Below are 24,541 nucleotides of genomic sequence, written 5' to 3' on the forward strand. Positions count from 1 at the left end.
TACAGGCGCTCTCTGCGGTGTTCGCCAGCAGGAAAGTAATATGCCTTGTCCCTACTTATCGACCTCGGGACGGCGCCTTTCATCGCTGGTGTGCCGGTCGCGTAACCGCGAATGGCCTGAAGGCGTGAAGAGCCGACCCACTTGAACCTCTGGTTCAAGGTCACCGACCTGCAGCGGCACAGGCGGAGAGCGCCACTCTTACCGATCCTTCCCCTTCGAAGCGAGCAGCAACGCCGATGAGCTCTAATCATGCATACGCTCGCGCCCTTGCTTGGTCCTTGTCCGCACAGTGAATTTTCCTCCCTCGGAAATACAGCATGGTATTCCACTCGGCCGGAAAATCCCCTGTGCGAACCGTTCCCTGCGCAATCATCGCGGCGATCCATGAATAATGCGGGCTAGCAGCGAGACACCGGACCTCAAGGCCGAGCTCCGGGCCCGTCTGGTCGCCGAGCGCGAGCGATTGCACCCGCATCAACGCCTGCAGCTCGATCGACGCATCTGCGCGCATCTGCTGCGCTACCTCGATGAACGTGATGGCCTGAACCTCGCCGGCTTTCATGCCTTTCGCGGTGAACCGGACCTGATGCCGGCCCTCGAGGCCCTGCACCAGGCCGGACGGCGAATCCACCTCCCGGTGGTCGACGGCTCGCACATGGAGTTCCGACGCTGGACGCCGGGCCAGGCCCTGCGCAGGAACCGCTTCGGCATTCCCGAGCCCCTCGACGGCAAGCCCTGCCCGATCGAGCGCCTGGACGTGGTGTTCATGCCCCTGGTTGCCTTTTCTCCATCGGGCACGCGCCTGGGCATGGGGGCAGGCTTCTACGATCGTGCCTTCGAATTCCGCCTGAGCCAGCCCGGCCAGGGCCCCAGCCTGATCGGCACGGCCTACAGCCTGCAGGAAGTCGACAGCCTGCCGGCCCAGCACTGGGACGTGCCGATCGACGGGGTGATCACCGATCGTGGATTGAAGCGCTTCACCGAAGACTGAGGTGGCGATCCGGAGCCGCTGCTCGCGGCTTTCGGGTTACCCTTTGCCGCGTTTTTGAAGAAAGCGAGAGGATGGCCATGAACTACTGGCTGATGAAATCCGAGCCCGATGCCTTCAGCATCGATGATCTGAAGAATCGCCCCGATCGGACCGAACCCTGGGACGGCGTTCGCAACTATCAGGCGAGGAATTTCATGCGCGACGAGATGAAGGTCGGCGACAGGATCTTCTTCTACCACTCGAATTGCAAGGTGCCCGGTATCGTCGGCATCGCCACGGTGGCCAGCGAACCGTACCCTGACCGCTGGCAGTTCGACCCGGATTCCAAGTACTACGACCCCAAGAGCGACCCGGACAATCCGCGCTGGATCCTCGTCGACGTCAAGTACGAGCGGCATCTCGACCGAGTGCTTTCGCTCAACGAGATCAAGGAGCACGCCGAGGCCCTGGGTGATTTTGCCCTGACCCGGCGCGGCAATCGCCTGTCGATCATGCCTGTCGACGACGCACAATGGGATTATCTGCTGGGATTGGAGAAGCAATGAGTCAGGAACGCCTGAAGATCGAAGTTGCGCAAGCAGCCCTCAAGCACGTCGAGGATGGCATGCTGCTGGGCGTCGGCACGGGGAGCACGGTGAACGCCTTCATCGACCAGCTGGCCGCCTCCGGCAAGCGGCTCGAAGCGGCCGTCTCTTCGTCAGAGGCGACCACGGAACGCCTCAAGGCGATCGGTGTGCGCGTGGTCGAGCTCAACCACACGGGCGATCTCGAGCTCTATATCGACGGGGCCGACGAGGTCGACGAGCACAAGCGCCTGATCAAGGGCGGCGGTGGCGCGCTGACGCGCGAGAAGATCATCGCCGGCGCCAGTCGCCGCTTCGTCTGCATCGTCGATGCGAGCAAGTGCCGCCCGATTCTCGGCGAGTTTCCGCTGCCGATCGAAGTGATCCCGATGGCACGCTCCTTCGTCGCGCGACAGCTGGCCAAGCTGGGTGGCCAGCCGGCCCTGCGTGAGGGCTTCACGACCGACAACGGCAACCTCATCCTGGACGTGCGCAATCTGGACCTGATCGATCCGGTGGCGATGGAAGATCGAATCAACCGGATCCCCGGGGTGGTGTGCTGCGGTCTGTTCGCCCATCGCCCCGCAGACACCGTGCTGGTGGCCAGCGAAGACGGCATTCAGAGCCGCTGATTCAAGTCCCTTCAAGAAAACTCCCCCGGCACGGTGGCCGGGGGAGAAACACTGCTTTGGAGCGTCCGATCCTTTCGGATCAGAAGGTGACGCCGGCCCGAAGGTAGAAGAAGCGACCGGGCAGCTCGTGCGTGGTGACATCGAAGCCGTTCAGTGAACAGCTGTAGCAGGTCGGCGGTTCACGATCGAACAGGTTGCGGACGCCGGCGTTGAGCGACAGACCGTAGTCGCGCATCTGACGCTGCCAGCCGAACTGGACGTTGTTGTAGACCGTCGTGCCGAGCGAGTTCTTCGAATTGGTGTTGTCGTCGAAGTCCGGGTCCGAGCACAGGCCGAGGTTGGTCAGGCTGTTCGGCGTGCCGTCCAGGAAGTCCGAGCAGGACTCGGTCACCCCATCGATCAGGCGAACGGTCCAGTTGGCCTGCCAGTCGCCCCAGCTCCAGTTGATGAAGAGGTTCGACTGCCATTCCGGGATGGCGCCGTCGTTCTCTTCCAGACCTTCGAGGGGACGCGCCACGAGTCGGCCCGGGTCGTTCGGGTCGAGCAGCAGTTCGTCGTACTTGGTCACGAAGCTGTTCTTCCAGGCCACGTCGACCCGGCCCCAGCTCCACTCGGGGCTGACGTAGTCGATGTTGACGTCGACGCCGGAGGTCTCGATGCCACCGATGTTGGTGAGCTGGTTGTTGAACTGGTTGATCGCGCCGCTCGAGGAACGCCCGATGCCGTTGCAGAGCGTCGGGTTCAGGGTGCGGATGCAGCCGTTGAGCTGGGTCTGGGCGTCGATGGCCTGAATGGCGTCATCGAGCTCGTGCTGGTACCAGGTCAGGCTCAGGTCCAGGCGATTGGCCCAGGCCATGTCGTCGATCCAGCTCGGGCTGTAGACGAAGCCCGCCGTGTAGCTTTCCGAGGTCTCGGGCTCCAGCGCCTCGTTGCCGCCGGTCGAGATCGAGATCTGCGGGTTGACCTGGGTGAAGCTGCCGTCGGCCGGCACGCCCAGGGCGACGCAGTTGTCGATGATGGCCTGGGAGGCACCGCTGTTGAGGAAGTCGCTGCACAGGTCGGCCAGCACCGCGTCGAAGCGCGAGATCGAACCGAACAGCTCACCGATGCCCGGGGCGCGGAAGCCCTCGGCCCAGGTGGCGCGCAGCAGGAAGTCCTCGCTGACCTGCCAGCGCAGACCCAGCTTGGCGGTGGTCTCGTTACCGAAGGTCGAGAAGTCCGAATGACGCACGGCGGCGCTCAAGTCCAGTTGCTCGAAGCCGGTCCGGCCGGCCAGCAGGGGAACGATCACCTCGCCATAGAATTCGGTGACGTCGTATTCGCCCGAGGTCGGTGAGGACGGAACGCCATTGCTCTCGCCGGCCACGATCACCGAGTCCGGCTGGTAGAAGCCCGACAGCTCGCGATACTCCACACCCCCGGCGAAGCCCATCATGCCCGCCGGCAGTTCGGCGATGTCGCCGCTCAGGTTGGCCGAGATGCTGCTGAGATTCTGTTCGGACACGTCCTGGCCGGTGAAGGTGATGAAGTCGAGCATGTCCGGCGTGATGCTGCCGACGCCGCCGAACAGATTGAGCGGCACGCAGCCCGGGATGTCGTTCAGGCAGGTGTCGACCGGTCCGAGGGCATCGGCGATGCGCGCGATATTGAAGCTGCCCTGGGTGCGCTGGTCGGCGCGCGAGCGCGCATCGATCAGGTTCACGTCCCAGAAGTAGTAGCGACTGCCCAGCGCGAAGTCCCCGCGCAGGCCGCCGGCCAGGTAACGCGTGGTGACGTCCTGGTCGAAGATGCGCGGACCGTTCTCGATCGGACGACGGCCCAGCAGGATCAGGTTGCTGTTGCCGTCCAGGGTGTAGCCGAAGGGGTTGTAGGGGTTGGTCGCATCGATCGACACGCTGTCGGCCAGGCCACCCGTGCCGGCGCCGTTGCCGAGGAACAGTGGCTCGGGTGCGGCCCGGTTGCGTGACTCACGCTCGTTGTACAGGGCACGGACCCAGAGCTCGACCGAATCGTTCAGCTCGTAGTTCAGGTTGGTGAAGAAGCTGGTGCGCTTGTTCGGCGTGAGCAGCAGGTTGTACTCGGCGTAGTTGTAGCGATCGTCGTTGGTGAACGGCTGGTAGTCCGAGTTCGGCCCGAAGGGGTCGGCCGGATCCCAGTCCGGGACGCCCGGCACCGGCTGGCGCAGGGTGATGTCGTAGACGTCACCGGTGCCCGGATCGGCAAAGATGAAGCGCCCGCGCGGGGTGCCGGAACTGCCGCGGGTCAGGCCCGTATTGGGCACCGGCAGCGAGGAGATGGCGCGGTCGCGCGAGTTGACCTCGCTCTGGTCCATGCCGCTGACGCTGAAGAAGTAGCGCAGGCGATCGGATTGCCCACCGAGCGACAGCTCGGCCTGCCAGGTCTCACCGTCGCCTTCGTCGTACTGGCCATAGCTGGTCTGCAGTTCGGCGCCTTCGAAGTCACTGCGGGTGATGACGTTGACCACGCCGCCGATGGCATCGTTGCCGTAGATCGACGAGGCCCCGTCCTCGAGAACTTCGATGCGATCGACCATGGCCAGCGGGATGGTGTTGAGGTCGACGAAGCTGCTCACGCCCGAGGCGGAGGACTCGTTGACCCAGCGCAGGCCGTCGACCAGTACCAGGACGCGCTTGGAGCCGAGGTGGCGCAGATCGACCGTGGCCGAGCCGGCACCGACGCCGCTGCCGTCCGGCGGGAAGCCGAAGTTGCCGGAAGAGTTGAGTTTCGTGTTCAGGGCCGAGCCGCCCGTGGTCATTTCCTGCAGCACGTCAGCCACCGAGCTCAGACCCGTGGCCTGGATGTCGCTGCGTGAAATGGTCAGGATCGGCGATTGTCCCTCGACGGCGCTGCGGCGGATGCGCGAGCCGGTGACCTGGACCCGATCGAGCTCGGCTTGTTCCTGCTCGTCCTGGGCGAAAACCCCGGGGGCGAAACCGGCAGGCATGAGAAGGCAGGCGGTCAGCAGCGAAGCTGGCCACCGGCGCATTCGATTGTCAGACATGGAATTGAACTCCCTGGTGGATTGCGAATGGCTTCGCGATCCCCCCTGTCGGCTCGAGCGGGATGACCCCTCCCCCGATCCGATCGCGTGACAAAAATCTCACAAAAAGTTCACGGGATCAAGCCTGATTTGGATGAAGGGTGGGGCGAGGATGGATAACGCCCGATTCGCGGGCTTCGAGCAGTCGTTTGCTGCCGGCCGGGATTGGCTTCAGTCGGCAATCGCCAGGCGGTCACGGCCGCTGGCCTTGGCCTGGTAGAGAGCCCGATCGGCGCGCGCCAGCCAGCGCGACCAGCCTTCGCCGGGTCGGATCGTCGCCGCGCCGGCGGAAAAGCGGAGCGGCCCGCTGGGGCTGGACGTCCCGCCGCTCAGGCGCCGATGCAGTTCGGGCAGGGCGCGGCTGGCCGTCTCGTCGTCCATGTCGGGCAGCAGCAGCACGAACTCCTCGCCGCCCATCCGGTACAGACCGTCTTCCTGGCGGAGGGCTTGTCGGACATCGATCGCGAAGCGTTGCAGCGCAAGATCGCCGGCCTCATGGCCGTGCTGATCGTTCAATTCCTTGAACAGGTCCAGATCCAGCACGACCAGGGTTGCCGGGCGCCCGCGCCTGCTGTGCTCCTTCACCGCCGTTTCGAGGCGATGCTGCATGAGCCGCCGATTGCCGGCGCCGGTCAGTGGATCCTGCGAGGCCAGGCGGGCCAGCATCTTGCGCTGCGATCGGAGCTGGGTGACGAAGACCAGGCCGAAGACGCTGAACATCACCGCCACCGCCGACCAGCTGATGCGGTGCAGCAGATCCGTGAACAGGGCGTCCTGGGAGGTCAGAATGACGATTACGGTCAGATTGAGGAGCGCGGACAGGCGGCGCGGCAGGATCAGCAGATTGATCCACAGCACGATGTAGGTCCAGAGCAGGCCGTTGCTGCTGACCAGCAGGGCGCTGAGCAGGCAGGAGACGGTGCTGACCAGGCCGAACAGCATGAGTGCCAGGTTCCGGAACCGGGGCAGCTGACCCAGCAGGATGGTGCCCAGCACCATGGTGACGATGATTGCGTTGGTCAGGCCGCCCGACCAGTCGCCGGTGGCGAATCGATACACCGAGAACACGGTCACGACCAGGGCGGTCGTGCCGCCGATGTAGTTCATGACCGACAGTTCCAGGCGGCGATCTCTGAGCAGATCGAGCCCCTCGACCGGATGGGCCGAACCGACGTGCTGGTCTGGATCCTGCGTGTTCAACGGACCTGTTTCCCCTTGCGACGGTCCCGATTCGGGTCGCGGCGGCCAACCAATCTGCCCCGACCGTCTGACTATGACACAGTGTCGCAGCGGCGGCAACATGATGATTTTCGAATACAATCCGCATCAATTGGCCATTTCCGGGCGAAAAGGCTTCGAACCCGCCCCAGAACGGATTCCCGACCCATCCAATGACTTACTCCATCCGATTGTCCGTGGCCCCGATGATGGACTGGACGGATCGCCACTGCCGATACTTCCATCGGCAGATCAACGGCGACGCACTGCTCTACACGGAAATGGTCACGACCGGCGCCATCCTGCATGGGGATCGCGAACGCCTGCTGGGTTTCGATGAGGCCGAGCATCCCGTGGCGCTGCAGCTGGGTGGCAGCGAGGTCGACGATCTGGCGCTGGCCTCGCGGATCGCCATCGACTGGGGCTATGACGAGCTGAATCTGAACGTCGGTTGCCCCTCCGATCGGGTCCAGAAGGGCCGCTTCGGCGCCTGTCTGATGAAGGAGCCGGCGCTGGTCAGGGATCTGCTCGCGGCCATGCGCGGGGCCGGCGATCGGCCCGTCACCCTGAAGACCCGGATCGGCGTCGACGAGCTGGATGACGAGGCGCATTTCTCCGCCTTCATCGATCGGGTCCTGGAGAGCGGTATCGACACGGTCATCGTGCACGCACGCAAGGCCTGGCTGTCCGGCCTCAGCCCGAAGCAGAATCGTGAAGTACCGCCGCTGGACTACCCGCGCGTGCACCGCCTCAAGGCTCGTCTGCCCGAACTGAAGGTCGTCATCAATGGTGGCATCGTCGACCCGGACAGCGCGATGCAGCAGCTGGTCGATCTGGATGGCGTCATGCTGGGGCGGGCCGCCTACCAGGACCCGTGGATCCTCGCCGAAGTCGGGGCCCGTCTGGGGCAGCGCGTGGCGAGCAGCCGTCGCGAAGTGGTCGAGCGGATGGCGGATTACGCGGAAGCGCATCTGGCCAGAGGCGGGCGGCTGCAGCAGGTGGCGCGGCACATGCTCGGTCTGTTCCACTCCCGGCCCGGCGCACGCGCCTGGCGCCAGCGCCTGAGTCAGAACATGCACCTGGACGGTGCCGGCCCCGAGCTGCTGATCGAGGCCTGCCCGGAATCCTGAACGGCCGTGCAAGTTGCCCGCCTGCAGGCGTTCCTCCCGGCCCGAATGGATTTAGAATGTCGCTCCCTCATGCCTCGTCCGGGAGTGCCAGGCCTTGATCGTCAACCAACCCGATGACTTCCGTGCCCAGATCGCGGCCGGCTGGCTCAACAGCGATGCGCCGGCCGTGCCGCGCGCGGTCTTTCTCGTCGAGCCGACGGATTTTCGATTGAGCGAGCAGTCGGCGCGCGACAACGTCTACATGGACCTGAGCGTCCAGGTCGATCCGGCTCGGGCCCTCGACCAGCACCGTCGCCTGAGCGAACGGATCACGGCCTGCGGCATCCCCCTGGTCCGCTTTCCCGGGCATTCGAGCACGCCGGACGATCTGTTTCCCAACAATGTCTTCGCCACCATACCCGGGCGCTGCATCATCGGCCGCATGCTGCACCCGGAGCGCCAGCTGGAAGCGCGGCGACCGGACATCCGCCAGTTCTTCTCCGATCTGCTCGGCTACGAGGAGGTCGATCTGTCCCGGCGCGATCTGGTCGCCGAACTGACCGGGGCCCTGGTGATCGATCGCAGTCACCGCATCGGCTATTGCGGCATGAGTCAGCGCGTCGATCAGGCCGGCTGCGAGGCCATGCACGAGGCCTTCGATCTGGCCCTGAGCTTCCAGTTCGATCTCAAGCCCAGCGAGTACCACACCAATGTCGTGATGGCGATTCTCGCCTCCCGCGCCCTGGTGATCTGCCCCGACGCCTTCGCCGATCCCGAGGTGCCCGAGGCCATCGCCGAGGCCTATCCCGGCCATGTGCTTCGCATCACCCGGGAAGAGAAGGAAGCCTTCGCGGGCAATTGCATCGCGCTGAACTTCAAGGACCTGTTCATGAGTCAGACCGCCGTCGATGCGCTCCCGGAGGACAAGCTCGAGCAGCTCAGGAGCTGGGGCTTCGAGATCCATGGCATCGAACTCGACGAGATCGAAAAGGCCGGCGGTAGCCTGCGTTGCTGCGTGGCCGAGATCTATTGAGTTTCGTGATGCCGCCCGTCCTGGTCGATTCAGGCGGGATTAAGCCGGCGTGTTTACAATGCAGCCAGACTTGGAACACCGTGGGCAGGAGAAACGACGAGTGAAGGCATGGCTGCGCATACTGATGGTGCTGTTGCTGAGCGGTCTGATGACCGTCTCGGCCTGGGCCATCACCCTGCGCGAAGCCGCCGAGCGCGTGGCGCGCCAGTACGAGGGTCGCGTGGTCTCCGCGCAGACCGTCGAACGCGATGGCCGCCGTGTCCATGTCATCCGGGTGCTGACCCGGGACGGCGTCGTGCGCACCGTGCGCGTGCCGGCCGATGGGGATTGATTCGCTCATGCGCCTGCTGGTGATCGAAGACGATACGGAGCTGCGTGAACTGCTAGGTCGCGCGCTGAAGAAGCAGGGCTTCGCCGTGGACCTCTGCGCCGACGGCACGGAAGGACTCTACTACGCCACCGAATACCCCGTCGATCTGGCCATCGTCGATCTGGGCCTGCCGGGCCACAGTGGCATGGACATCGTTCGCGAGGTGCGGCGGCGGGAACTTCGCTTCCCGATTCTGGTGCTCACGGCGCGCTCGGACTGGCAGGACAAGGTGCAGGCCCTGGAGCTCGGTGCCGACGACTACGTCACCAAACCGTTCCGTCTCGAAGAGGTCATGGCACGCGTTCAGGCCCTGCTGCGGCGCTCGGGTGGACACGCGTCGCCCATCGTCCGCTTCGGGCCCCTGGAGATCAACCTGAGCAGTCAGGACGTTCGCCTGGACGATCAGACCCTCGAGCTGACCAGCTTCGAGTACAAGGTGCTGGAGTACTTCGCACTGCATCCGGATCAGGTCGTCTCGAAGCTCGAGCTCAACGATCACCTGTACGACGAGGACGCCGATCCCGACAGCAACGTGATCGAAGTGCTGGTCGGACGGCTGCGCCGCAAGCTCGACCCCGCCGGAGACTGGCAGCCCATCGAGACCCTGCGCGGCCGCGGTTACCGCTTCCGCGCCGGCAAGGACTGAGGCTCTTGGCTTCGGGCGCCGGTCGGCCTGCGGCCTCGATGCTCGTCAGGCTGCTGCTGGCCGCCGGCCTGGCCTTGAGCGTGGCCCTGGGGTTGATCGCACTGGCCGTCGACCGCGGCCATCGGGGCGCGGCCGGGAGCGCGCTGCAAGAGCGCCTGGAGTCGACCGTCTTCCTGATCCTTTCCACCCTGGAAATCGACGCCGATGGCGCGCCCGGCGTGGCCGATTCCCTGGCCGAGCCGCGCCTCGAACGGCCAGGTTCCGGCCTGTACGCGGGCGTGATCACGCCGAGTGGGCGCTGGCAGTCCGCCTCCCTGACGGGGCTGGTCGATCCGCCCGGCGCCGAACTGATTCCCCGCAGTAGCGAATCCTTCCTGGGGCCGGCCGAGGACGCGGATTGGTACACCTACTCGATCGGCCTGGGCTGGGAGCAGCCCGATGGAAACATCGTCGATCTGACCATCTGGGCCGCCGAAGACCCGGAGCGCTATCGGCGCAGCGTCGCCGCCTTTCGCGGGGACCTGTACCGCTGGCTGGCCCTGGCGGCGGTGCTGGTGATCGCCGCCGAGGTGCTGATACTCGTGCTCCTGCTGCGCCCCTTGCGCCGGGTCGCCCAGGAAGTCAGCGAGGTCGAGGCGGGGCGACGTGAAGCACTGACCGGTGCCTACCCGAAGGAGCTTCAGCCGCTGACCGCCAACCTGAATGCCCTGCTGGCCACCGAGCGGGACAATGCCACCCACTATCGACAGGCCCTGGCGGACCTGGCCCATGCCCTGAAGACCCCGCTGGCCGTGCTCAGAACGCGGCTGGAGACGGAGGGCTCGGCCGATCGCGAAGGCCTGGATGAGGCCCTGACCGACATGGAGCACCTTATCCGGCGTCAGCTCGAGCGTGCGGCGCGCTCCACGCGACGCACCCTGAACACCCCGGTGCCCGTTCGTGCGGTCGTCGAGCGACTCGCACAGTCCTTGAGCCGTCTCTATACCGCCCAGGGTGTGAGCTTCGAAGTGCAGGGCGACGAGGCGCTGACGCTTCGGATCGACGAACGCGATCTGATGGAGCTCTGCGGTAACCTGATGGACAATGCCGCCAAGTACGGCGGCGGAACGGTGCAGGTCTCGGTGGAGCCCGGCGCACCGGGACCCCGCGCCGATGGTGTCGTCATCCTGATCGCCGACGATGGGCCCGGCATCGAAAGCCATCGCTTCGAGCCGCTGCTGCAGCGCGGTGTGCGCGGCGACGAGCGACGCGAGGGCCAGGGGCTCGGCCTGGCCATTGCCCGACAGTTGATCGAAGCCTACGGCGGGCGCATCGAACTGGTCGACTCGCCACTGGGTGGCGCGGCGCTCCGGATCGCATTTCCCCCCAGATAGCTTCCTGGAGTACCGAATGAGTGAAACGCCCATCCTTCGTCTGATCGAGATCATGGCGCGCCTGCGCGATCCCGACGGGGGCTGCCCGTGGGACATCGAGCAGGATTTTCGCTCGATCGCGTCCTACACCATCGAAGAAGCGCACGAAGTGGCCGAAGCCATCGAACGGGGTGACCTGGACGATCTCAAGGACGAACTCGGCGATCTGCTCTTTCAGGTGGTCTTCCACGCCCGCATGGCCGAAGAGCAGGGTGCCTTCGTCTTCGACGACGTGGCCGAAGCGATCGCCGAGAAGTTGATTCGGCGCCATCCCCACGTCTTCGGTGATCAGCAGATCGATTCGGCCGAGGCGCAGACCGCCAACTGGGAGCGGATCAAGGCCGAAGAGCGCGCCCGCAAGGGCGAGACGGACGGCAGCGCCCTGGCCGGGGTCTCCCGAGGGCTGCCCGCCCTGCGCCGGGCCGTGAAGCTGCAGAAGCGCGCGGCGAAGGTCGGCTTCGACTGGCCCGACTCGGCACCGATCTTCGACAAGCTGCGCGAGGAAGCCGGCGAGCTGGAGCAGGCCATCGCCGCGGGCGATGCGGACAACATGGAAGAAGAGATCGGTGACCTCCTGTTCGTGGTCACCAATCTGGCGCGCAAGCTCGACGTGGACCCGGGTGCCGCCCTGCGTCGCTCGAACCACAAGTTCGAGGAGCGCTTCCGGGCGATGGAGGCCCTGGCGGCCGAGCGCGGCCTGGAGCTGGCCGCGCTCGACCTGGAACAGCAGGACGCGCTCTACGAGGCGATCAAGAAGCAGCCTCGCAGCTGACCGGGATCAGGGCGTCTGGAAGCGATCGCTGAAGATCGAATCCACGATCACCTGCTGCTCGTAGGCCCCCATGTCCAGGCCGGCGCCAAAGATGCGATCGAAGCCCGCACCGCGCTGGTCGTAGTCGCCGACCGTCGCGCCCGCGTTGCCCGCATCGATCGCGGGGCTGCCCTGGAGCAGCGCATGGGTGCGGCCGCCCAGGCCACCGTTGTCGGCCAGCGGACCGAGCAGCGGGTCCTGGAACAGGATATTGCCCGTGCCATTCGTGAACTCCGAGTACTTGCCCGAGAGCAGTGAATGATCGGCGTTGCATTCCGTGCTGCCGTCGGCGATGCGCAGGTCCTGGCCCTCCGCGCCTGCGGTGGCCGTGTTGCCGGCGAGGATGGTGTTGTCGATCTGGCAGCCATTGTTCATGTCCGTGAAGAGTCCGCCGCCCTCGCTGCCCGCGTAATTGTTGGCCACGGTGCTGTATTTGAGATCCAGCGTCGCGCCCGCGTTGGAGTAGAGTCCACCCCCCAGGTTGCTGGCGCTATTGGTCGAGATCGTCGAGTTTTCGATGATCATCTGGCTGCCGCTGCCGGCGTTCAGACTGATCGCGCCGCCGCTGTTGCCGGCGCTGTTCTCGGAAAACTCGCTGTACTTGATCTCCATCAGGCCGCTACTGATGCCTGGAACGTAGAGGTCCATGCCGCCGCCGCCATCGACCGAGCTGTTGCCGCTGACGACCGAATAGCCCATCGAGACCTGGCTGGGGTTGCCGTAGATCTGCAGACCGCCGCCGAAGCTCGCGCTGTCGTTGTTGCGGAACTCGGCATAGATGAATCCGATTTCGCCGCCCGTGCTGTTGACACGGGCGCCGCCGGCGCCGGTCTGGGCGGCGTTGTCGATGAAGCTGACCTGACTGGCGGCGAAGTCGCCGCCATTGATCGCCGCATACAGGCCGCCCCCGGCACCGCCAGCGGCCACGGTGTTGTTCTGGAAGCGGGTGTCGGACAGGCCCAGGCCGGCGTCGCCGGCAAAGACCACCGCGCCGGCCCCGTTGCCGTCATTGGCCACGTTGTACTCGATATCGACGCCGGTGAAGGTCACGTCCGTGGCGTTGCCCACCGAGATGTAGATCCCGGCGGCGGAGGTGGCCGACTCGTTGCCAGTGATCAGGCTGCGCCGATTGCTGTAGGTGTTCTCTTCGAAGACCACGCTGTTGACCGGATCGGCGGCCGTGCCGCTGCCATCGCCGCGGACGAGCCAGGCGCCCCCGCCGACGTTGCCGGCAACGTTACCGCTCAGCGTGGCGCCTCGGAACACGAATCGGCCGAAGTTGTTGATGCCGGTGCCCGTGTCGTAGAGCGCGAGGCCCCCGCCATTCTCGCTGGCGTTGTTGTTGCGGAATTCGGTGTTGCGGGCGAAGAAGCTGGTGCCGATGCCAGGGGCCTCGGAAATGCTGTTGACCCCGCCGCCATTGCCGTACTTGGCCGTGTTGTTGTAGACCTCGCTGTTGTAGAAGCGCAGGCCGCCAACGGAAACCCGACGCTCGATGCCGCCGCCGCTGCCGAAGCTGGTGTTGTAGGCGATCGTCGATTGACTGATCTGCACCGTGGCCGACTCGCCGCCGACGTAGATGCCGCCGCCGCGGCTGCTGGCACCGGTCGTCTGATTGGATTCGATCGTCGAATTGCCGCTGATGTAGAAGCGGCTGATGTCCGAGGTCGGGTGGTTGTGCCAGATTCCGCCGCCCGCCGTGACGGCGGAATTGCCGACCACATCGGTGTTGGACAGACGCAGCTCCCTGCCCCTGGACAGGATGCCGCCCCCGCGATTGCCGCCACCTCCGGTGATCGTGATGTTCTCGAAGCGGGTCACCTCCGTGTCCCAGGTGCCCGGATCGTATTTGGCGTAGAAGACCGGGGCATCACCGGTGCCTTCGACCGTGATTCGATCGCCACCGTCGATGGTGATGCTCTCGCCGATCGGCAGGGTCGAGCCGTCGTAGTAGCCGCTTTCGCCGGCCAGCAGGCTGATCGTGCCGCTGAGGCCTGGATCGAATTCGATCCGATCCACGCCGGCAGCGCCGGCGATGCAGGCGTCGGAGGCGGCATTGAGCGTGGCCGCGTTGATCGCCGAGCGTAGCGTGCATTCTCCCGGGATGAAGCCATCCTGCAGGGTCGTCACGGTGATCGTGGCGGCCTGCAGAGAGCCGGCGGCCAGCACGCCGCCGATGGCCGCGCTCAGGGGTGCGATCGTCGGTCGGACCGATTGCTTGAGGGCGTACTTCATCGAGCGGGCGGGGCGTCGTTCGGACATTCTGATCTCCTCTCTTGGTGGTCTTCGGCTCGGGACGGTGCGATTCCGGCCCGCCGTGAGCGGCCGGATTCGCGCACTATTCCTGTCTTTACGAGAAGTCTGTTGCCAGTCTGCCAGCGTGGCTGGATTTTTTCGTACGCAGGGCCGGGTATTGAGCCCCGAGCGCTTTGCGGGTATCATTGCCGCCCTTCTTCGGCGGGGCCGTTAGCTCAGCGGTAGAGCAGGAGGCTTTTAACCTCTTGGTCGAAGGTTCGAATCCTTCACGGCCCACCATTTCCTTCGATGAAACGCAGCGTCCCAGATCGTCGGAATTCCATTGGCGGCGGCGGCTCGCGCGTCCCCCGCTCATCGCAATCCGGCCTGCATCCCGATCTGGATCGCGTCGTCCGGCGCCACCTCGACCACGCCTGGCGGCAGCCCATCCGGCGCCACTCGCAGCAGGCCTTCGATGCCCTTCGGTCGCGCGTCGAGTCGGCCGACCGTCTGGTGCTCGATTCCGGCTGCGGAACCGGTCGCTCCACGCTGCAGCTGGCCGAGCGGCATCCCGACGCCCTGGTGCTGGGGATCGACAAGTCCGAGCAGCGCCTGGGCAAGGCGCCCGCCATGCCGACCAACGCCGTCCTGCTGCGCGCCGAGCTGGCCGATGTCTGGCGCCTGGCCCGGTCGGCGGGCTGGGCTGTCCATGCCCACTATCTGCTCTATCCCAACCCCTGGCCCAAGCCGGGCCAGCTGCAGCGGCGCTGGCACGGTCATCCGGTCTTTCCCGAGCTGCTCGCCCTGGGCGGGCGTCTGGAGTTGCGCAGCAATTTCGAGCTCTACCTGCTCGAGTTCCGGTGCGCCCTGGACCTTGCCGGTGTCCACGCAGCGGAAGTGGTATCGTTCCGACCCGAATTTCCGATCAGCCCCTTCGAGGCGAAGTACACGGCCTCCGGGCATGAACTCTTTCGATTGACCGTCCAACTGGAGACAAACGCATGAAGCAGTCCCTGAAGTTTCTGAGCGGTTCGATGCTCGCCCTGAGCCTGAGCGCCCTGGTGCAGGCCGATGACCATGGCGTCGATGAGCGCCTGGTCGAGATCGCCGGCGGCGACCACCGTCCGGCCGAGTGGATCGAACGCAACGCCCACCGGCATCCGGCCGAGACCCTGAGCTTCTTCGGCCTGAGCCCCGAGATGACCGTGATCGAGCTGTCGCCTGGCGGTGGCTGGTACACCAGCGTCATCGCACCCTTCGTGAAGGATGAAGGCCAGTACGTGGCCGCGCACTGGGACATGGAACAGGAAGACCTGCCCGGCTATGCGGTGCAGGGCTTCGCCGCCTTCACCGAGCGCTTCGGCGATGAGGCGACCTATGGCGAGATCGAGATCATTCCCTTCAATCCGCCGAGCAAGCCCAGCCTGGGCGAGCCCGGCTCGGCCGACATGGTGCTGACCTTCCGCAACGTCCACGGCTGGAACGGCGATGGCATCCTCGCCGACGTGTTCGAGTCGGCGCGCGAGGTGCTCAAGCGCGGCGGCGTGCTGGGAGTGGTCGGGCACCGTCTGCCGGAAGATCGCGAAGGCACGGGCGCCGGTGGCTACCTGAAGCAGAGCTACATCGTCGGCATGGCCGAGTCCCACGGTTTCCGTCTGGTCGAAGCGTCCGAAATCAACGCCAATCCGGCCGATACCGCCGATCATCCGAGTGGCGTCTGGAGCCTGCCGCCGTCCCTGCGCGACGGTGAGGAAACGGCGGACCAGTACCGCGCCATCGGTGAAAGCGATCGCTTCACGCTGAAGTTCGTCAAGCGCTGAGCATCGGCTTCGATGGAGGGCCCGGGGCATCCGGGCCCTTCACGTTCGCGCGAGGCGAACCCCGCTAGACTTTTCGCACAGTTTCCAGTTCCTGTGCAGTCATGTCCGACCTTATTCAGCTGGTGTATGCCAGCCGTTCCAACCTCAACTCCAGCGGCGATCGCAGCGGTGTCGAACCGGGCGTGGCCCGCATCCTGACCCAGTCTCGCCGTAACAACGGACCGAGGCAGATCGGCGGTGTCCTCTGCTACGGCGACGATCACTTCTTCCAGTGTCTGGAAGGCGAGCGTGAGACCGTCGAGGCGCTCTACGAGCGTCTGCATGAAGACGACCGGCACCGGGACGTGACCTTGCTTGTCAAACGTCCGGTCGAGCAGCGACGCTTCAAGCTCTGGGCCATGAAGTACCTGTCCGTGGATCGCGAGGTTCGCCAGGTGCTCGATAAGGCCGGCCTGAAGACCTTCGACCCCTTCAAGTTCGATGCTGACCTGACCGAGCGCATGCTCGAAGTGCTGCGCCAGGCCACCGAAAGCGAACACGCCAGCAAGGGCCGGGGTTCCAGGCCCGCGCCCGAACCTGCCGGGTCGGTGGCTGACCGGGAGGACACCCTGCCGCTGGCCTACCTCGGCATGGGGGCCGTGATGGCGGCCCTGGCCGTGATCGTCGTGCTGGCCATCGGGATCCGCTGAGGTTTCTGAACGCCAGCTGCCAATCGGCTGACCATTGGCTGACAAGCGCGCCGATCTGGGTAACAATGCGCGTCCATGACTGACGCCAAAATCCTTCGTGGGGACTTCGAGCAGGTCCCCCTCAAGACCTACGCCGAACGCGCCTACCTCGACTACGCCATGTACGTGGTGCTGGATCGGGCCTTGCCGCACATCGGCGACGGCCTCAAGCCGGTGCAGCGTCGCATCATCTATGCGATGAGCGAGCTCGGCCTGTCGGCGGCTTCCAAGCACAAGAAGTCGGCACGCACCGTCGGCGACGTAATCGGCAAGTTCCATCCGCACGGGGACTCGGCCTGCTACGAGGCCATGGTGCTGATGGCCCAGCCCTTTTCCTATCGCTACCCGCTGGTGGACGGGCAGGGCAATTTCGGCTCGCCCGACGATCCCAAGTCCTTCGCCGCCATGCGCTACACGGAGTCCCGTCTGGCGCCCTATGCACGCGTTCTGCTGGCCGAGCTGGGGCAGGGCACGGTCGATTGGGTTCCGAATTTCGACGGCTCCCTGAAGGAGCCCAAGCTGCTGCCGGCGCGGCTGCCGAACCTGCTGCTCAACGGTGGCCAGGGCATCGCCGTCGGCATGGCCACGGACATCCCGCCGCACAATCTCCGCGAGGTGGTCAGCGCCTGCGTCCGCCTCCTGGAAGCACCGAAGACCAACGTCGCCGAACTCTGCGAGCACGTCCTGGGCCCGGACTTTCCGACCGGTGGCGAGATCATCTCCTCGCGTGAGGACCTGTTGCAGATCTACGAGACCGGGCATGGCAACGTGCGCCAGCGCGCGGTCTGGGAGCGCGAGGGCGAGGAAGTGATCGTCACCGCCCTGCCGCACCAGGTCTCGCCGGCCAAGGTGCTGGAGCAGATCGCGGCCCAGATGCAGGCCAAGAAGCTGCCCCTGGTGGCCGATCTTCGCGACGAGTCGGACCATGAACATCCGACGCGCCTGGTGATCGTGCCGCGCAGCAACCGCGTTGATCTCGATGGCCTGATGGACCACCTCTTCGCCACGACGGATCTGGAGAAGTCCACTCGCATCAACTTCAACGTCATCGGCAACGATGGCAAGCCGGGCGTGCGCAACCTCAAGGAGTTGCTGGCCGAGTGGCTGGACTACCGGCGAGCGACCGTCACCCGACGCCTGGAACACCGCCTGGATCAGGTGGTCGATCGCCTGCACATCCTCGATGGCCTGTTGATCGCCTATCTCAATATCGACGAGGTGATCCACATCATCCGCACCGAGGACGAGCCCAAGCCCGTCCTGATGGAGCGCTTCGGCCTGACCGGGACCCAGGCCGAGGCGATCCTCGAGTTGAAACTGCGCCACCTGGCGAAGCTCGAGGAGTTCAAGATCCAGGGCGAGAAGGACGAGCTCGAGGCCGAACGCAAGGACCTCGAGGCCACGCTTGGCTCTCGGGCGAAGCTGACGCGACTGATCCGGAACGAGCTGCTGGCCGATGCGGAGCAATACGGCGACGAGCGCCGCTGCCGGATCGTCGAGCGCCAGGCTGCCCAGGCCTTCAAGGAAACCGACCTGGTGCCCTCCGAGCCCGTCACGGTCGTGCTCAGCGAGAATGGCTGGGTTCGGGCCGCCAAGGGCCACGAGATCAAGGCCGAAGACCTCAATTACCGGGCCGGGGACGAGTACCTGGCCTCGGCGCGGGGGCGCAGCAATCAGACCGCCTGCTTCCTCGATTCCACCGGCCGCAGCTACTCCCTGGTGGCGCATGAACTGCCTTCGGCGCGCAGCCTGGGCGAGCCCCTGACGGGGCGCTTCTCACCGCCCGATGGAGCGATCTTCCGCAGCCTGGCGATCGGTCCGCCCGAGGCTCGCGTCGTGCTGGCCTCCGATGCGGGCTACGGCTTTGTGACCCAGCTGGAGAATCTGCATTCGCGCAACAAGGCCGGCAAGCAGATCCTCAACGTGCCCGCCGGGCATGACGTGCTGCCGATCGCACCGGTGGCCGACAGCGAGGAGGGCGTGCTGATCTGCGCCACGACCGAAGGCTATCTGCTGGCCTACTACCTGAACGAGCTGCCCGAACTGGCGCGCGGCAAGGGCAACAAGCTGATCAATATCCCGCCCAAGGCCCGCAAGGCCGGCGAGAAGGTGGCCGGCGCCATTGCCATCGCCGCAGGTCAGGACTGTCTGGTCTGGGCCGGTCAGCGCTATCTGCGCCTGAGCTGGTCGGACACGGAGAACTACTGGGGCGAGCGCGCCCAGCGAGGCCGCAAGCTGCCGAGAGGCTTCCAGAAGGTCTCGCGCCTGACCCTGGCGGATTGAGCGCCAGCTGTCTTCGGCTATCGTCGAGGCAGCGCATTCGGTATGATCGGCAGTCGATGATCGACGGCGGGCGCTGCTCGCCAACCATCCAATTCGGGAGTCCAATGAAGCATTCCAGCAGTCCACGACGTTGGCAGCGAGCGGGGGCCGCAATTCGATTGATGCGCAGCATGGGGGTGCTTGCACTGGTGTTCTTCCTGTCGGCCTGTCAGCTGATGGAAAACCTTCGATTGAACGACGAGGAGGAGGAAGCGCCGGCAGTGGCCGAAGTGCCCGCCGAACCCCTGGCCGAGCGCGAACCGCCGCGTGCGCTGCCGCCGGCCACCATGCAACAGGTCATCGATTTCCTCGATCAGGGCCAGCTCGATGAAGCCGAGACGGCCCTGCTGAGCATCATCGACGAAAACCCGGGCAGCCGCCTGGCGCTGCGCTTTCTGGAACAGCTCCAGAGCGATCCCGTCGAGCTGATGGGCGAGGAGTTCGACACGGTCGTCGTCCAGCGCGGCGATTCCCTGTCGGTGATCGCGCAGCGCGAACTGGGCGATGCCCTGCAGTTCTTCGCCCTGGCGCGCTACAACGGCATTCGTTCTCCGCGCCGCATGGCGCCGGGGATCGAGCTGAAGATTCCCCAGTCGCTTCGTCGGACCGAGGCCGAGCCGACGGTCGACGAGCCGGTGCAGGCCGACGCGGCCCCGACCATGATGGCCGAGCCCGAAGCCGCACCGATCGTGGCGCCGGGCGCGGGCCTGACCCTGGCCGGCACGCGCCTGCTCGAGGCCGGTCGAGCCCAGCAGGCGATTGCCCTGCTGTCGGCCGGCGCCAGCGCCGGCAATCTCGATTCCGACGGAGAGCGCGTGCTGGTGGACGCGGCGCTGGTCCGGGCGGGAGAACTCGCCGAAGCTCAGGAACTGCAGGAAGCCTCGATCATGCTCGACGAGGTCGACGCCATCCTGTCTCCGGCCGCCAGGCCGTTGCTCGAGCCGGCGCGTCGCCGACTGGCCGCCGAGCGGCTGATGCTCGACGGCATCGAGGAGCGTCGTGCCGGCCGCCTCGAACCCGCCCTGGCCTTGTTCCAGCAAGCCGCGGAACTCGACCCCGACAACGAGGCCCTGCTGAGCGAATCCCGCAACGTCCGCGATCTGCTGGTCGCCCAGCTGCACGATCAGGCCCTGATCCACTACCGGGACCAGGCCCTGGACGATGCCATCGAACTCTGGCAGCAGGTCGGCGAACTCGACCCCGACTTCGAACCCGCCCGCGTCTATCTGGAGCGCGCCCTGGCGCTGCGCGAGCGGCTCCAGGAGCTGGACTGAGCGTCAGGCGCCCTTGGCCGGGGCGTTTTCGCTTTGCGATGGTAAGCTTGCCGACATGCGCAATTCCGATCTCATCATCGAGCGCCTGCAGGTCGAATTGCCGGGCGTGATCGCGATTCATGCCTTCGGCAGTCGCGCCGCGCAACAGTCCCGGCCCGACAGTGATCTCGATCTTGCAGTGCTCGGCGAGCGGCCGTTCGACGCAAGGCGTTTGTGGGCTGTGGCCAGTGCGCTGGCCTCGAGGTTGAATATGGACGTGGATCTGGTCGATCTGCGGACGGCCTCGACGGTCATGCAGCATCAGATCCTGACCACGGGCGAACGCTTGTGGGCTGCAGACTCGCGAGCCGATCTCTTCGAAGCGACCGTGCTCAACGACAAGTTCGATCTTGATGTTGATCGCCAGGCGCTCCTGGAGCGGATTCACCGCGAGGGTAGGGTGCACGGTGGATGATGTCCTGATCAACAAGTCGGCGACGATCGAGCGCTGCGTGGCCCGTGCCCGAGAAGAGTTTGACGGGGATCCCGAGCAGTTCGCCGTCAACGTCACGCGACAGGATGCCGCGATACTCAATATCCAGCGCGCCTGCGAAGCGGCGCTGGATCTCGGGCATTACCTGATTCGCCGCGATCGTCTTGGCGTGCCCCAGAGTTCACGCGACGTGTTCGACGTGCTGGCCGGATCGTCGGTCATTTCGCCCTCCCTCGCCGACGCCATGAAGCGAATGGTCGGTTTCCGAAATATCGCCGTTCACGAATATCAGCGACTGCAGATCCCCATCGTGATCGCCATCATCGAAGGCCACCTCGAGGAATTCCTGGACTACAGTGCCAGCTTGCTGAAGCGCGGCTAGGCTACTAGTCCCACCGTAAGTATTGCCTCATTCAGCTTGTCTCTCAGCGCTCGTGGCAAGGCGTTGGTGCGAAGTGCGTAGCCGGGCCTACGTTGAGCACCAACAACGCAGTCCACGGGCGCTGAGAGGCAAGCCCTGCGGGTGCTCCGGACGAGTCCGCCTGCGGCGTTAAAGTGCCTTGACGTAGACTGACTATGCCTTCGGCACTTTGCCTTGCAGGCGAATCCGTCCGGAGCCCTGAATGTGGCAATACTTACGGTGGGACTAGTAGCCGCGCCGGGCCTTGGCAAAGGCGGCGGCGAGGCTGCCCTCGCGGGACGGCGAATCCTTCGATTCCCGCTGACCGGTCGGCTGGCCCTTGCGCTGCCCCTGGCTCGGCTTGCGAGGGCCGGCCTTGCGTGGTGCTTCGCTTCGGGTCTCGCTACCTTCCTCGCCCGGCAGCGGGTCGTCCAGGCGCAGGCTCAGTGCGATGCGCTTGCGATGCAGATCGACGTCCATCACCTTGACCTTCACCACCTGACCGGTCTTGACCACCGTTCGGGGATCCTTGACGAACTGATGGCTCATGGCGCTGATGTGGACCAGCCCGTCTTGATGCACGCCCAGATCGACGAAGGCACCAAAGGCGGCGACGTTGCTGACCGTGCCTTCGAGGATCATGCCGGGCTTCAGGTCGCCGATCGTTTCCACGCCTTCCGTGAACTTCGCCGTCTTGAACTCCGGGCGTGGATCGCGGCCGGGTTTTTCCAGCTCTTTCAGGATGTCGCGCACCGTCGGCAGGCCGAAGCGCTCGTCGGTGAACTCCTCGGCGTTGAGGGCGCGCAGGGTCGAGGTCTGCCCGATGACCTCGGTCACCGGCTTTCCGAGCCGCTCGAGGATGCGCTTGACCACCGGGTAGGCTTCCGGGTGGACCGCCGAGGCGTCGAGCGGGTCCTTTCCGTCGGCGATGCGCAGAAAGCCGGCCGCCTGCTCGAAGGTCTTGTCACCCAGGCGAGGGACCTTCTTCAGGTCGAGTCGACGCGCGAAGGCGCCATGCTGATCGCGATGCGCGACGATGTTCTCGGCCACCGTGGCGTTCAGTCCGGCCACGCGAGCGAGCAGGGCGGCCGAGGCCGTGTTGACGTGCACGCCCACGGCATTCACGCAGTCCTCGACCTTGGCGTCGAGGGCCTTTGCCAGGCGGTGCTGCTCCACATCGTGCTGATACTGGCCGACGCCGATGGCCTTCGGCTCGATCTTGACCAGCTCGGCGAGCGGATCCTGCAGGCGTCGGGCGATCGAGACCGCGCCGCGCAGGCTCACGTCCAGGTTCGGAAACTCCTGCGCCGCCAGCTCCGAGGCGGAATACACGGAAGCGCCCGACTCACTCACCACCAGGCTCTGGATGCCTCGCAGCTGCAGGTCCTTGAGCGCCCCGGCCACGAACTGATCGGTCTCTCTTGAAGCGGTGCCGTTGCCGATGGCGATCAGCTCCACGCCGTGCTGCCTGCACAGACGGCCCAGCACCTCGGTCGCCTCGCGGCGCTGATTGCGCGGCGGCAGGGGATAGAGCGTCGCCGTATCGAGGAGCTTGCCGGTCGCGTCGATCACCACCGCCTTGATGCCCGTGCGCAGGCCGGGGTCCAGTCCCAGCACCGTGCGCGCCCCGGCGGGTGCGGCCAGCAGCAGATCGCCCAGGTTGTCGCCGAACACGCGGATCGCCTCGGCCTCGGCGCGCTCGCGCGCGGCCACCATCAGCTCCACCTGCAGGTTCATCTGCAGCCGCGCCTTCCAGGCCAGGCGGCAGCCGTCCAGCAGCCAGCGGTCAGCGGGCCGACCCTGATCGGCAATGCCCAGATGATGCGCGACACGGCCGATCGCCTGGGCATGGCCCTGTTCCGGGTCGTTGCCGGGCTCCAGCTGCAGCGACAGCACGCCCTCGTTGCGCCCGCGCAGAATCGCCAGCAAGCGATGCGACGGCGCCTTGACCAGGGGCTCGGAATACTCGAAGTAGTCCTGGTACTTGCGGCCTTCCTGCTCCTTGCCCTTCATCACCCGGGTCTCGAGCTGGGCGCAGGCACCGTACCAGTCGCGCAACTCGCCGACCAGATCGGCCTGCTCGCCAGCCCGCTCGATCAGGATCTGCCGGGCCCCATCCAGGGCATCGCTGGCGGATTCGATCTTGTGCTCGGGGTTCAGGAAGGCGCCAGCGGCATCCTCGGGCGCAAGCGAGGGATCGCTCAGCAGCTGATCGAGCAGCGGTTCCAGCCCGGCTTCCCGTGCGATCTGCGCTTTCGTGCGCCGCTTCGGCTTGTAGGGCAGGTAGAGGTCCTCCAGCCGCGCCTTCGTGTCCGCCTGCTCGATCGCAGACTTCAACTCGTCGGTCAGCTTCCCCTGCTCCTCGATGCTCGCCAGCACCGTCGCGCGCCGGTCCTCCAACTCGCGCAGATAGCTCAGGCGTGTCTCGAGGGTTCGCAGCTGCGTGTCATCGAGCCCACCGGTCACTTCCTTTCGATACCGGGCGATAAAGGGCACGGTGGCCCCTTCGTCCAGCAGCTGGACGGCGGCGTCCACCTGGGCTTCACGGGCGTCGATGTCGTCGGCAATTCGGCGGGCGATGGAGCGAGCAGTGCGGTCGGTCATGGGCAGTGGCGTGGTTGAGAGCGCAGCGCCGGATTATCCCCAATCCATCCGAGCAGAACCATCTTGACAGCCTGGGGAAGGTCCGTTCCAGCACCGATTCTGCGATTGGCGGCAAAAAACCGTGCTGATCCCACCATGGCCAGCGATGAAACCACCTCAACAAGGAGAGCCCCCATGCGACGCGCAGCGTTCATCTTCCTGATCTGCCTGGCCAGCCCGCTCTGGGCACAGTGCACGCCCGAGCGCCTGGCGCGCATCGAAGCCGCCGCCCTCGAGCACGACATCGAGCCCGCCTACGCCGTGGCCATCGCTCGTCTGAGCTCGGACTGCCGCGCCCACCATCAGGATGCAGCCGGGCGCCTCGGCGTTCTGGGCGTCCGCCCGGAACTACTCGGTGATCACCTCGACTGCCCTGCGGCCAGCCTCTTCGATCCCGAGCACAATGTGGACGCAGGGCTCGATCTCCTGGCCCGTCTCCTCGAACAGTTCGGCGACTGGGAGCGCGCCCTCGGCGTATACCGGTCCGGCCGACAGTCGATGGATGCCCGCACCCGGGCCTGGGTTCAGCAGGTGTTCCGTACAAGCCGCTGGCCGTCGATGCCAAGTGGCCCGGTCCGAGCCTTTCGCGACCCCCTCGACCTCGATGACTTCGGCCCGCGCTCGGCGCATTCAGCACCGCATCGCCACACTCCATGGTCTCGTCCCTGGCGCCGCATCCGGCACTGAGGCCAAGCACTTTGGAACCGGTGGCCGCTTGGTGATAAATTTATCCGGCATAGGGACTTGGCGTTCGCTTGGTCTGGCACCGGTTCTCTCCGGCCCGCCGGGCACGCCAGCATC

At 65.7% G+C, this 24,541-nt stretch carries 21 protein-coding genes, 1 tRNA gene and 1 other RNA gene; 19 read left to right on the forward strand and 4 right to left on the reverse strand.

Annotated elements, in window-relative coordinates; translation table 11 throughout:
• Positions 1-6 precede the first annotated feature (6 nt).
• From ssrS to rpiA, 4 genes are all read left to right on the forward strand, one after another.
• Positions 7-193, forward strand: a non-coding RNA gene (ssrS, locus tag WM2015_RS15575) — 6S RNA.
• A gap of 198 nt (positions 194-391) precedes the next feature.
• Positions 392-991, forward strand: a complete 600-nt coding sequence (locus WM2015_RS05255; protein WP_049725062.1) for a 5-formyltetrahydrofolate cyclo-ligase — start codon at positions 392-394, stop codon at positions 989-991.
• A 77-nt stretch (positions 992-1,068) separates the two neighbouring features.
• Positions 1,069-1,536 carry an EVE domain-containing protein gene (locus WM2015_RS05260; RefSeq protein WP_049726986.1) on the forward strand — a complete coding sequence of 156 codons (468 nt, stop codon included), beginning with the start codon at positions 1,069-1,071 and terminating at the stop codon, positions 1,534-1,536.
• Positions 1,533-2,186 (forward strand): ribose-5-phosphate isomerase RpiA, encoded by a 654-nt coding sequence (rpiA, locus tag WM2015_RS05265; protein ID WP_049725063.1) that lies wholly within the window; start codon positions 1,533-1,535, stop codon positions 2,184-2,186. Before WM2015_RS05260 ends, rpiA begins: the two co-directional genes overlap by 4 nt.
• 79 nt (positions 2,187-2,265) lie before the next feature.
• Here rpiA and WM2015_RS05270 read toward each other — a convergent pair whose 3' ends face one another.
• Together WM2015_RS05270 and WM2015_RS05275 are read right to left on the reverse strand one after the other, a co-directional pair.
• Positions 2,266-5,208, reverse strand: a complete 2,943-nt coding sequence (locus WM2015_RS05270; protein WP_049725064.1) for a TonB-dependent receptor plug domain-containing protein — start codon at positions 5,206-5,208, stop codon at positions 2,266-2,268.
• 210 nt (positions 5,209-5,418) lie between these two features.
• Entirely contained in the window at positions 5,419-6,447 is a 1,029-nt protein-coding gene (locus WM2015_RS05275) for a GGDEF domain-containing protein (protein ID WP_049725065.1), read from the reverse strand.
• Positions 6,448-6,638: 191 nt separating this feature from the next.
• Here WM2015_RS05275 and dusA point away from each other — a divergent pair, with 191 nt between their 5' ends.
• The 6 genes from dusA (at position 6,639) to mazG (ending at position 11,807) form a co-directional block, all read left to right on the forward strand.
• Positions 6,639-7,595, forward strand: a complete 957-nt coding sequence (gene dusA, locus WM2015_RS05280; protein ID WP_082169472.1) for a tRNA dihydrouridine(20/20a) synthase DusA — start codon at positions 6,639-6,641, stop codon at positions 7,593-7,595.
• 94 nt (positions 7,596-7,689) lie between these two features.
• On the forward strand, positions 7,690-8,607 hold the full coding sequence (locus WM2015_RS05285) for an arginine deiminase-related protein (protein ID WP_211260965.1): 918 nt from the start codon (positions 7,690-7,692) through the stop codon (positions 8,605-8,607).
• A 100-nt stretch (positions 8,608-8,707) separates the two neighbouring features.
• Positions 8,708-8,938 (forward strand): PepSY domain-containing protein, encoded by a 231-nt coding sequence (locus tag WM2015_RS05290; RefSeq protein ID WP_049725067.1) that lies wholly within the window; start codon positions 8,708-8,710, stop codon positions 8,936-8,938.
• 7 nt (positions 8,939-8,945) lie between these two features.
• A complete protein-coding gene (locus WM2015_RS05295) occupies positions 8,946-9,623 on the forward strand; it encodes a response regulator transcription factor (protein WP_049725068.1) in 678 nt (225 codons plus the stop codon).
• Between the two features lie 5 nt (positions 9,624-9,628).
• Entirely contained in the window at positions 9,629-10,996 is a 1,368-nt protein-coding gene (locus WM2015_RS05300; protein WP_156200888.1) for an ATP-binding protein, read from the forward strand.
• Positions 10,997-11,012: 16 nt separating this feature from the next.
• Positions 11,013-11,807 (forward strand): nucleoside triphosphate pyrophosphohydrolase, encoded by a 795-nt coding sequence (gene mazG / locus WM2015_RS05305; protein WP_049725070.1) that lies wholly within the window; start codon positions 11,013-11,015, stop codon positions 11,805-11,807.
• A 6-nt stretch (positions 11,808-11,813) separates the two neighbouring features.
• Here the strand turns inward: mazG and WM2015_RS05310 are convergent, their stop codons facing one another.
• Positions 11,814-14,108 carry a choice-of-anchor Q domain-containing protein gene (locus tag WM2015_RS05310; RefSeq protein WP_049725071.1) on the reverse strand — a complete coding sequence of 765 codons (2,295 nt, stop codon included), beginning with the start codon at positions 14,106-14,108 and terminating at the stop codon, positions 11,814-11,816.
• A gap of 198 nt (positions 14,109-14,306) precedes the next feature.
• Between WM2015_RS05310 and WM2015_RS05315 the strand changes: the two genes are divergently transcribed.
• From WM2015_RS05315 to hepT, 8 genes are all read left to right on the forward strand, one after another.
• Positions 14,307-14,381, forward strand: a tRNA-Lys gene (locus WM2015_RS05315).
• 9 nt (positions 14,382-14,390) lie between these two features.
• The gene (trmB, locus tag WM2015_RS05320) at positions 14,391-15,086 is read left to right on the forward strand and encodes a tRNA (guanine(46)-N(7))-methyltransferase TrmB (RefSeq protein WP_049725072.1); all 696 of its coding nucleotides are present in this window, start codon (positions 14,391-14,393) and stop codon (positions 15,084-15,086) included.
• Positions 15,083-15,901 (forward strand): class I SAM-dependent methyltransferase, encoded by an 819-nt coding sequence (locus WM2015_RS05325; protein ID WP_049725073.1) that lies wholly within the window; start codon positions 15,083-15,085, stop codon positions 15,899-15,901. Before trmB ends, WM2015_RS05325 begins: the two co-directional genes overlap by 4 nt.
• Positions 15,902-16,002: 101 nt before the next feature.
• A complete protein-coding gene (locus WM2015_RS05330; RefSeq protein ID WP_049725074.1) occupies positions 16,003-16,590 on the forward strand; it encodes a BLUF domain-containing protein in 588 nt (195 codons plus the stop codon).
• A gap of 75 nt (positions 16,591-16,665) precedes the next feature.
• Positions 16,666-18,912, forward strand: coding sequence for a DNA topoisomerase IV subunit A (gene parC / locus WM2015_RS05335; protein WP_049725075.1), 2,247 nt, complete (start codon positions 16,666-16,668; stop codon positions 18,910-18,912).
• 170 nt (positions 18,913-19,082) lie between these two features.
• Positions 19,083-20,225 (forward strand): LysM peptidoglycan-binding domain-containing protein, encoded by a 1,143-nt coding sequence (locus tag WM2015_RS05340; RefSeq protein ID WP_169751102.1) that lies wholly within the window; start codon positions 19,083-19,085, stop codon positions 20,223-20,225.
• Positions 20,226-20,280: 55 nt separating this feature from the next.
• The gene (gene mntA, locus WM2015_RS05345) at positions 20,281-20,679 is read left to right on the forward strand and encodes a type VII toxin-antitoxin system MntA family adenylyltransferase antitoxin (RefSeq protein ID WP_049725077.1); all 399 of its coding nucleotides are present in this window, start codon (positions 20,281-20,283) and stop codon (positions 20,677-20,679) included.
• Positions 20,672-21,079, forward strand: coding sequence for a type VII toxin-antitoxin system HepT family RNase toxin (hepT, locus tag WM2015_RS05350; RefSeq protein WP_245609810.1), 408 nt, complete (start codon positions 20,672-20,674; stop codon positions 21,077-21,079). The genes mntA and hepT overlap by 8 nt, the downstream gene beginning before the upstream one ends.
• Before the next feature lie 264 nt (positions 21,080-21,343).
• On the opposite strand, the gene WM2015_RS05355 is transcribed toward hepT, so the two are convergent.
• Positions 21,344-23,701, reverse strand: a complete 2,358-nt coding sequence (locus tag WM2015_RS05355) for a Tex family protein (RefSeq protein ID WP_049725079.1) — start codon at positions 23,699-23,701, stop codon at positions 21,344-21,346.
• A 174-nt stretch (positions 23,702-23,875) separates the two neighbouring features.
• On the opposite strand from WM2015_RS05355, the gene WM2015_RS05360 reads away from it, so the two are divergent.
• Positions 23,876-24,427 (forward strand): transglycosylase SLT domain-containing protein, encoded by a 552-nt coding sequence (locus WM2015_RS05360; protein ID WP_049725080.1) that lies wholly within the window; start codon positions 23,876-23,878, stop codon positions 24,425-24,427.
• Positions 24,428-24,541 lie beyond the last annotated feature (114 nt).

The organism is Wenzhouxiangella marina, from assembly GCF_001187785.1.
Classification (GTDB): domain Bacteria; phylum Pseudomonadota; class Gammaproteobacteria; order Xanthomonadales; family Wenzhouxiangellaceae; genus Wenzhouxiangella; species Wenzhouxiangella marina.